The 8082-nt window shown below is 72.8% G+C and carries 9 protein-coding genes; 2 read left to right on the forward strand and 7 right to left on the reverse strand.

The features are described from left to right. Window positions 1–6: 6 nt before the first annotated feature. The 3 genes from HII36_RS10210 to HII36_RS10220 form a co-directional block, all read right to left on the reverse strand. Window positions 7–285: a hypothetical protein gene (locus HII36_RS10210; RefSeq protein WP_173522852.1), complete on the reverse strand. Its 279-nt coding sequence runs from the start codon at window positions 283–285 to the stop codon at window positions 7–9. Between the two features lie 86 nt (window positions 286–371). Further along, complete coding sequence (locus HII36_RS10215) at window positions 372–998, reverse strand: DUF305 domain-containing protein (RefSeq protein WP_173522853.1); 627 nt, start codon at window positions 996–998, stop codon at window positions 372–374. A gap of 84 nt (window positions 999–1082) precedes the next feature. After that, a complete protein-coding gene (locus HII36_RS10220; RefSeq protein ID WP_173522854.1) occupies window positions 1083–1472 on the reverse strand; it encodes a DUF6153 family protein in 390 nt (129 codons plus the stop codon). 196 nt (window positions 1473–1668) lie between these two features. Between HII36_RS10220 and gdhA the strand changes: the two genes are divergently transcribed. Then, window positions 1669–3012 carry an NADP-specific glutamate dehydrogenase gene (gene gdhA, locus HII36_RS10225; RefSeq protein WP_173522855.1) on the forward strand — a complete coding sequence of 448 codons (1344 nt, stop codon included), beginning with the start codon at window positions 1669–1671 and terminating at the stop codon, window positions 3010–3012. Window positions 3013–3037: 25 nt separating this feature from the next. Here gdhA and HII36_RS10230 read toward each other — a convergent pair whose 3' ends face one another. Both HII36_RS10230 and HII36_RS10235 read right to left on the reverse strand, forming a co-directional pair. Beyond that, window positions 3038–4582 (reverse strand): serine/threonine-protein kinase, encoded by a 1545-nt coding sequence (locus tag HII36_RS10230; RefSeq protein WP_173522856.1) that lies wholly within the window; start codon window positions 4580–4582, stop codon window positions 3038–3040. A gap of 156 nt (window positions 4583–4738) precedes the next feature. After that, a complete protein-coding gene (locus HII36_RS10235) occupies window positions 4739–5923 on the reverse strand; it encodes an acyltransferase family protein (protein ID WP_173522857.1) in 1185 nt (394 codons plus the stop codon). Window positions 5924–6029: 106 nt separating this feature from the next. On the opposite strand from HII36_RS10235, the gene HII36_RS10240 reads away from it, so the two are divergent. Beyond that, window positions 6030–6389 (forward strand): VOC family protein, encoded by a 360-nt coding sequence (locus HII36_RS10240; RefSeq protein ID WP_173522858.1) that lies wholly within the window; start codon window positions 6030–6032, stop codon window positions 6387–6389. Between the two features lie 7 nt (window positions 6390–6396). Here the strand turns inward: HII36_RS10240 and HII36_RS10245 are convergent, their stop codons facing one another. Together HII36_RS10245 and HII36_RS10250 are read right to left on the reverse strand one after the other, a co-directional pair. Next, complete coding sequence (locus tag HII36_RS10245) at window positions 6397–6981, reverse strand: dihydrofolate reductase family protein (protein WP_173522859.1); 585 nt, start codon at window positions 6979–6981, stop codon at window positions 6397–6399. A gap of 88 nt (window positions 6982–7069) precedes the next feature. Continuing rightward, window positions 7070–8082: DUF418 domain-containing protein (locus HII36_RS10250; protein WP_217369356.1), on the reverse strand; the 1013-nt coding region annotated here is incomplete at its 5' end.

Raw genomic sequence — 8082 nt, forward strand, 5'->3', positions numbered from 1 at the left:
CAGCGGTCAGATCTGGCGGCACCAGTCGCCCACCAGGTCCCCGTGCCAGGAGAAGACGCTCATGCAGGAGTAGACGCCCTTGGCGTCACCGACCCTGATGAGGACCGTCACCTGGTAGTAGCCGGAGCCCGCGCACCCCCAGCCGGAGAGCTTGAGATGGTCGCCGTCGGGGGTGCGGGCGCCGGAGAAGCATTCGTGCGATCCGTCCGCGCGCGCCGGTGCCGCCAGTGTGGCGCAGGCCAGCACCGCCGCGCCGAGGACGGTGGCGAAGCGTTTGATGGTCATGCCTGGAACGTACGAGCGGCCGGGGGCCGGTCACAGGTGCCGCATGTCACCATCACGTGTGCGTTTCACACACGCACGCGCGCTGCCTACAGGCGGTCGAGTATCGCCCGCAGCTGGGCGACCTCGGCCCGCTGGGCCGTCTCGATGGTCTTTGCCAGCTCCTTGGCCTCCGGGTCGGCTCCCTGGGCCTGTTCGGTGCGGGCCATCTCGATCGCGCCCTCGTGGTGGGCGATCATCAGCTCGGCGAACCGCCGGTCGAACTCCTCGCCCTGGGCGGACTCCAGCTCGCGCAGGTCCGCCGCCGACATCATGCCGGGCATGTCGTGACCCATCCCGCCGGACGGCAGCGGCTTGCCCCAGGCGGTGAGCCAGCCGCGCATCGTCCGGATCTCCGGGTCCTGGGCGGCCTTGATCTTCGCCGCCAGGTCCTTGATCTCCTGGTCGGACGCGCGGCCTTCGGCCAGTTCCGCCATGTCGACCGCCTGCTCGTGGTGCGGGATCATCATCTGCGCGAACATCACGTCCGCGTCGTTGAAGCCCGCGCTGCTCGCACTGGTCGTGGCCGGTGTGCTGGTCGCCACCTGGGTGCTGCCGGTCATGTCGTGCCCGCCGGCCGCCCGGCCGTCGCCGGTGCCGTCGCCGGTGCCGCCGCACGCGGTGAGCAGCGCGAGCAGGGCGCCGGCGGCCGGGATCGTCTTGATGTTCTTGAGCATGGTCGTCGTCTCTCTGGTGGGTGACGTGCGGGTACAGGCGCGTATCGCGGCGTGACCGGGTGGCCGCGCCGCCGATGGTTCGGCCTATACGCGCATCACCGAGAGCTGCCAGAGAGTGGGAGCCACACGGCGGGGCGGCGCTCTGGCGCTCCCGCTCCCCCGCGCCGTCCGGCCGACGCCGGAGGCGGGACGGCGGGCTGCGCGGGCGCCGGCCAGGGCGAGCAGCAGCAGCAGGAGCAGCGAGGTGAGCACGGCCAGGCACACCGAGCCCGGATCCGGGCTCGGCCGGGGGCCCGGCCCGGCGAACACCCCGCCAGGCACCGCCTCTGACGGGCTCGCGTGCGCGGCCGGACCGCCCGCCGTCTCATGAACGGCCGTCCCGGAACCGCCCGAATGCTCCAGGTGCCCGACGGTGTGCATCAGGCAGACACCGAACACCAGCACGACAGGCAGCAGCCAGCGCAACGCCGTCAAGCGTAGACGCGCACCTGCCCCGGCCATGCATCTCCTCGTTCGGTCGTCCGTCAGCACGATCCAGGATAGTAGATCGGGCGGCCCCGCGGAGATCCGCCGCGCGCGACCTCGCCGCTAAACGGCGGGCCACCTGCGTCTCACAACCGGCCGCCCCCTAAGGTGAGGAAGCCGATATCCGTGAGCGTTCTGGGAGTACGTGTTGCACGAGAAACTGTCGTCGATCTACGACAACGTCCTTCGCCGCAATCCGGGGGAGATCGAGTTCCACCAGGCGGTGCGCGAGGTTCTCGACAGCATCGGCCCGGCTCTCGGCAAGCACCCCGAATACGCCGAATCGAAGATCATCGAGCGGATCTGCGAGCCCGAGCGGCAGATCATCTTCCGCGTGCCGTGGCTGGACGACCAGGGCGAGGTGCAGATCAACCGCGGCTTCCGGGTGGAGTTCAACAGCGCGCTCGGCCCCTACAAGGGCGGCCTGCGCTTCCACCCGTCGGTCTACCTGGGCATCGTCAAGTTCCTCGGGTTCGAGCAGGTCTTCAAGAACGGCCTGACCGGCCTGCCGATCGGCGGCGGCAAGGGCGGCTCCGACTTCGACCCGAAGGGCCGCTCCGACCGCGAGATCATGAGCTTCTGCCAGAGCTTCATGACCGAGCTCTACCGGCACATCGGCGAGTACACCGACGTCCCCGCCGGTGACATCGGCGTCGGCGGACGGGAGATCGGCTACCTGTTCGGCCAGTACAAGCGCATCACCAACCGCTACGAGTCGGGCGTCATCACCGGCAAGGGCCTGGTCTACGGCGGCGCGCAGGTGCGTACCGAGGCCACCGGCTACGGGTGCACGTTCTTCGTCGAGGAGATGCTGAAGGCCCGCGGCACGTCGTTCGAGGGCAAGCGGGCCGTCGTGTCCGGCTCGGGCAACGTGGCGATCTACACGGTCGAGAAGATCCAGCAGCTCGGCGGCGTCGTCGTGGCCTGCTCCGACTCCTCCGGCTACGTCGTGGACGAGAAGGGCATCGACCTGGCCCTGCTCAAGCAGATCAAGCAGGTCGAGCGCGGCAGGCTCGACGCCTACGCCGCCCGCCGCGGCTCGCACGTGTCGTTCGTGCCCGGACGCGGCGTCTGGGAGGTGCCCTGCGAGGTGGCGATGCCGTCGGCCACGCAGAACGAGATCACCGGCCGCGACGCCGCCTTCCTGGTCGACAACGGCTGCATCGCGGTCGGTGAGGGCGCCAACATGCCGACCACGCCGGAAGGCGTCAAGGTGTTCCTGGAGGCGGGCGTCGCGTTCGGCCCGGGCAAGGCGGCCAACGCGGGCGGCGTGGCGACCAGCGCGCTGGAGATGCAGCAGAACGCCAGCCGCGACTCGTGGACGTTCGAGTTCTCCGAGCACCGGCTGCGCGAGATCATGCGCGACATCCACGCCCGCTGCCTGGGCACCGCCGACGAGTACGGCATGCCGGGCAACTACGTGGCCGGCGCCAACATCGACGGCTTCCGCCGGGTCGCCGACGCGATGCTGGCGCTCGGCCTGATCTGAGCCGGAGGTCCGGCCCCGCGGCGGGCTACAGCACCTGGAGCAGGGCCACGATCCAGGCGATCAGCGCGACCGGCCCCATCACCGCGGTCGACACCACGATCGGGCTGCCGCCGGGCAGGACCCGGGCCAGGACGTGCGCGGCGGCCCGGCGTACCGCCGCCGCGCCGGGCAGCACGAACAGCCCCAGCGTGAACGCGCCCGCGGCCAGCGACTCCGCCTGGTTGGTGTGCAGCCCGCCGGCCAGGCTCAGCACGCTCCCGGTGACGATGCCGAGCGCCAGGGCCAGCGCCAGGTTCCCGACGACCACGAGCGCGGTCGTGGACAGCGGCCGCCTCTCGCCGGGGAAGAGGAAGTGGTCGCCGGCCCGCAGCGCCAGCGAGAGCGCCGCCGCGCCCAGGCCGATCACGACCGGCATGACGACGGTCAGCGCGACCAGCGTCGCGAGCAGGAGCACGCCGACGAAGCCGCTGCCGCGCACGAACCGGCGCAGGTCGAAGGGCTCCGGCGGCGGCGCGGGCGCCGGGCGCGGCTCCTCGGGCGACTCGGCGCGCAGCGTCGGGGCCGGCGCGGGCACGTGCGACGGCGACGCGGGCACGTACGGCGGCACCGAGGCGGGCACGTAGGGCGGCGGCCGCTCCTCCTGCCGCTTCTGCGCGTACTCGACCGGCGGGAGCAGATCGGAGACATCCATGGTCAGCGTGCCCGACGCGAGCCGCTCGCCCCCGTCGGCACGGCCGGCGGTGCGGGTGTCGACGCGGCCGTCGACGCGGCTGTCGGGGTCGAGCTCGCCGACCATCCGCAGCAGCTCGCGGGCGCCGGGCCGGGACGCGGGATCGACCTGCAGCGCCCGGCTCAGCCAGCCGCGCAGCCAGACCGGCGCCCGGTCGAGCTGCGCCCGCCCTTCCATCGTGTTGAAGCAGACCGCCTCGAACGTGCCGGTGCCGAACGGCGGCAGCCCCGTGGCGGCGAAGAACACCGTCGAGGCCAGCGCGTGCACGTCGGCCGCCTGGGTGATCTGCGAGTTGCGGATGATCTCGGGCGCCAGGTAGCCGGGCGTGCCGACGAACATCCCGGTCTGGGTCAGCCGCACCGCGTTGACCAGGTGCGCGATGCCGAAGTCGATGACCAGCGGCTCACCGGCGACGATCATCACGTTGGCCGGCTTGAGATCGCGGTGGATCACGCCGGCCGCGTGGATGTCGACCAGTGCCTGGCACAACCCCCTGGCGAGCCTGATGACCTCGTGGGCCGCGAACGCGCCCTGGCTCAGCACGGTGTCTTCGAGCGTGCGGCCCGGCGCGAAGCGGGTGACGATGTACGGCCGGCCGCCCGTCAGCTCGGCGTCGAGCACCTCGGCGACGTGCCGGCTGCGCACCCGCCGCATGGTCTCCACCTCGCGGGACAGCCGGTCGCGCGCCTTCAGGTCAGCGGCCACGTGCGGGTGCAGCACCTTGATCGCGACCTCGCGGCCCGCCGTGTCGAGACCGAGGTGGGCGACCCCCATGCCGCCCTCGCCGATCTTCCTGATCACCCGGTACGGGCCGAGGTGCTCCACCGACTGCATGCTCATTCCCGACGTCATCCTCCGTGATCCCCCGGTGTTTCCGGCGCTTTCCCCGCGTGCCGGCCCGGACATTGTCCCGCAGTGTTCCCCCGAGATGCACAGTAAGCGAAGATCTGCCCGAGTGCGGCGGGGACGTCCGCGCCTGCCGCTCCAGGCGGCACGTCAGGCGGCGCGCTGGGCGGCCAGCCGGCGGCCGAGCCGCTGCATGGGCCGCTCGATGAAGCGGTGGCCGGCCCAGCTCGCCGCCAGCACCGCGACCAGCACCAGCGCCGCCACGCCGAGCTGCCGTAGCGGGGACGCCGCGCGCAGGTCGCCGGCCACCCGCATCACGGCCAGCAGGATCGGCAGGTGCAGCAGGTACAGGGAGTAGCTGACCGTGCCGAGCCAGGTCAGCGCGGCCGGGACGGACCGGCGGCGGCAGGCCCAGGCGGCGGCGAACGTCAGAGCGGCCAGGGCCACGGTGGCTCCCCACACCGGCGGCCTGACCCACCACCAGCCCGCGCTGATCGCCCAGATCGGGGTCAGCGCCACCGGCAGCGCGGTCAGCGCGACCGGCCAGAGCGGCCCGTTCCCCCGTTCCCACCGGTGCAGCGCGGTCCCGGTGAACATGATCGCCAGCATGGCCAGGCCGAACCACGGGACGCGGCTGCTCAGCAGCACCAGGGCCAGCGCCAGCACGCCGAGCGCGCAGGCCGCCGCGGTACGCAGGCGTCCGGAGATCACGCAGGCCAGCCCGACGGCGAACGCCCCGAACGACAGCCAGGCCAGCCAGCCGCCGGCCAGCGGCGCCCGGGAGATCGTGACGCCGGTGACGAGCGCCGCCGCGCCGAACGCGACCGCCGTCAACCCGCGCCGGTCGCGCACCCCGGCCACGAACAGCGCCGTGACCAGCAGGTAGAACACCATCTCGTACGACAGCGTCCACATGGTGTTCAGCACGCCCGCGGCGCCGACGACGTCCAGCAGCATGGTGGCGTGCGCGGCCACCGACGAGGCGTCCCTGGCCACCTCCCAGCGCACCGGCAGCCACCACGACAGGGCCAGGACCAGGGCGATGACGGCCAGGTAGAGCGGGTAGAGCCGGAAGAACCTGCCGATCCAGAACGCCCGCACGTCGCCGTGCCGCTCCAGCGAGACCGGGATGATGTACCCGCTGACCAGGAAGAACACCAGCACGCCGTAGACGCCCAGGTTGATCATGGTGGGCCGGAGCGCGGGCACGATCCCGGTCAGCAGGTGCTCGCCGACGACCGCGAGCGCGCCGATGCCGCGCAACGCGTCCAGCCAGGCGAGCCTGCCGGAGATCGGACGAGCCGCGTGGGAGGCGTCAAGGCGGGCGGTCGTCATAAAGGACAACGTATCGGCACGTGATCGGCCGGACAGCGACATATGCCACGAGATACCCAGGTAAACGACTCGCGCACCTGCCGGGCGCGGCGTTACCTTCTGCGGCATGCGGCTCAACCACCTCGCCCTGGCCGTGCGCGACATCGGCCGGTCACGGCGCTTCTACGAGAAATACTTCGGTTTCGACGCCGGTCCGGCCGGTGAGTACCCGGACGGCACGGTGATCATCAGGGACTCGGACCGCTTCGACCTCGCGCTCCACCCCGACCCCGACCCGCGCAGGCTGCCCGACTTCAGCCACTTCGGCTTCACCTGCCCGGACGGCCAGGAGGTCGCCCGGCGGCTGGACCTGCTGGCCGCCGACGGCGTGCCGATCGTCGAACGCCACGAAGAGCCGGGCTTCAGCAGCTTCAAGTGCCTCGACCCGGACGGCTACGTGATCGAGGTCTACTGGGAGCCCGCCTGAGACGGGGTCAGCGCTTGACGGCCACGGTCAGGTGGGTGGCGTGCGGTGAGGCCACCACGTCCGTGGTCTCGGCCTCGTAGCGCGGGGTCCCGCCGCCGAAGAGCGGCACCCCGCGGCCGAGGATGACCGGCACGACGTGCAGGTGGATGACGTCCACGAACCCGGCCGCCAGGCACTGGCGCACGAGGTCGGCGCCGCCGGGCACGACGACGTCCTTGTCGCCGGCGGCGGCCCTGGCCCGCCGCATCGCCTCGGCCGGCCCGTCCGTGACGAACGTGAACGTCGTCGGCCCCCTGACCAGCTCCGGCTCCGGACGGTTGGTGACGACGAAGCACGGCAGGCCGAACGCGCCGTCGTCGCCCCAGGTGCCGATGCCGACGTCGAACATCCGCCGGCCGAGCACGACCGCGCCGGCCCCGCCGAACGTCCGGGCGACGGCCTCGTCGTCCGCCGCCGCCGGGGTGGCGCCCTCGAACCCGAGCCAGCGATGCAGCCGCAGGCCGGCGTCGCCGAACGGCGACGCGACGCTCACCCCCTCGCCCGCGACGTATCCGTCGATCGACGGGCTCATGTCGACGATCACGCGTCCCATGGGAGTCCTCTCCGCGAAGTGACGGCCCGGCCGAATCCGGGCCCACCCGCTCAGACCGTCGCGGACGCCGGAATTCATCGCCGGCGGCTCAGTGAACGGGCGCGCCGGCGTCCGCCGGGGTGCGGCGGTTCCGGAGCGGGCGACCCCAGGTGGCGCGGCGCCAGACCCACTCCGCCGGGCCGTGCCTGAAGCGGGCCAGCCACCAGGCGCTGAACGCCGCCTGCGCGGCGATGATCACCGCGGCAGGCGCGAAGACCGAACCGAACGCGGCGGAGTCCGTCAGGCCCAGCGGGGTGGCGGCCAGCAGGACGAGCGGGGTGGCCAGCAGGTAGTTGGTCAGCGCCATGCGGCCCAGCGGCGCCAGGACCCGCGCGACCGCCGCGCCGGCCCTGGTGCCGAGCAGCAGCAGGAGCGCGCCGGTGTAGGCGGCGGCGGTGGCCAGGCCCGCGGCGGCGGCGATCGGCTCACCCGGGCCGAACGCCCGCTGCTGGACGGGCACGCTCAGGTACCAGAGCACCAGCGGCACGGCCGTGACCAGCCCCGCCGCGAGCAGCCAGACGGGCAGCCGCCCGCCCAGCGCGGGCCGCCCGCCGAGCACGTCTCCGCCGCCGAGCACGTGCCGGTAGTCGGCGGCGGCCTGGCCGAGCAGGAACAGCCCGGGGATCAGCAGCAGTCCGCCGCCCAGCGGCAGCGCCGCCGCCGTGGCCAGGACCCCGGCCACCGGCACCGCCGCCCGCGGCAGGTAGGAGGCGGGCAGCAGCACCAGCGCGCCGAATACCGCGTACGGCAGCAGCGCCTCCCCCGGCTGCGCGAGCTGGTGCGCGATCCCGAACGCCGCCAGGACGGCCAGCCTGCGCAGCAGCACCAGCCGGGGACGTCCGGCCCGCCGCCCGGCCGACTCCAGGAAGAGCGCGAACCCGGCGCCGAACAGCACGCAGAAGATCGGGAAGAAGCGCTGGCGGAAGCCCAGGTCGACGACGAGAGCGGCGGCGTCGGCGGGATGACCGGTCATGCGCGCGAGCTGGGTGATGTTCACCACGAGGATGCCGGCCAGCGCGAACCCGCGCAGGGCGTCCAGGGCCTGGATGCGCGGTGGCGAGT

This window comes from Nonomuraea antri, from assembly GCF_013283785.1.
In the GTDB taxonomy this organism is placed as follows: domain Bacteria; phylum Actinomycetota; class Actinomycetes; order Streptosporangiales; family Streptosporangiaceae; genus Nonomuraea; species Nonomuraea antri.

Bases quoted from the DNA above. Each gene is read 5' to 3' on its own strand.
- HII36_RS10240 (WP_173522858.1), top strand. From the start codon at position 6,030: ATGCGGCTCAACCACCTCGCCCTGGCCGTGCGCGACATCGGCCGGTCA.
- HII36_RS10210 (WP_173522852.1), bottom strand. From the start codon at position 285: ATGACCATCAAACGCTTCGCCACCGTCCTCGGCGCGGCGGTGCTGGCC.
- HII36_RS10235 (WP_173522857.1), bottom strand. From the start codon at position 5,923: ATGACGACCGCCCGCCTTGACGCCTCCCACGCGGCTCGTCCGATCTCC.
- HII36_RS10245 (WP_173522859.1), bottom strand. From the start codon at position 6,981: ATGGGACGCGTGATCGTCGACATGAGCCCGTCGATCGACGGATACGTC.
- HII36_RS10215 (WP_173522853.1), bottom strand. From the start codon at position 998: ATGCTCAAGAACATCAAGACGATCCCGGCCGCCGGCGCCCTGCTCGCG.
- HII36_RS10230 (WP_173522856.1), bottom strand. From the start codon at position 4,582: ATGAGCATGCAGTCGGTGGAGCACCTCGGCCCGTACCGGGTGATCAGG.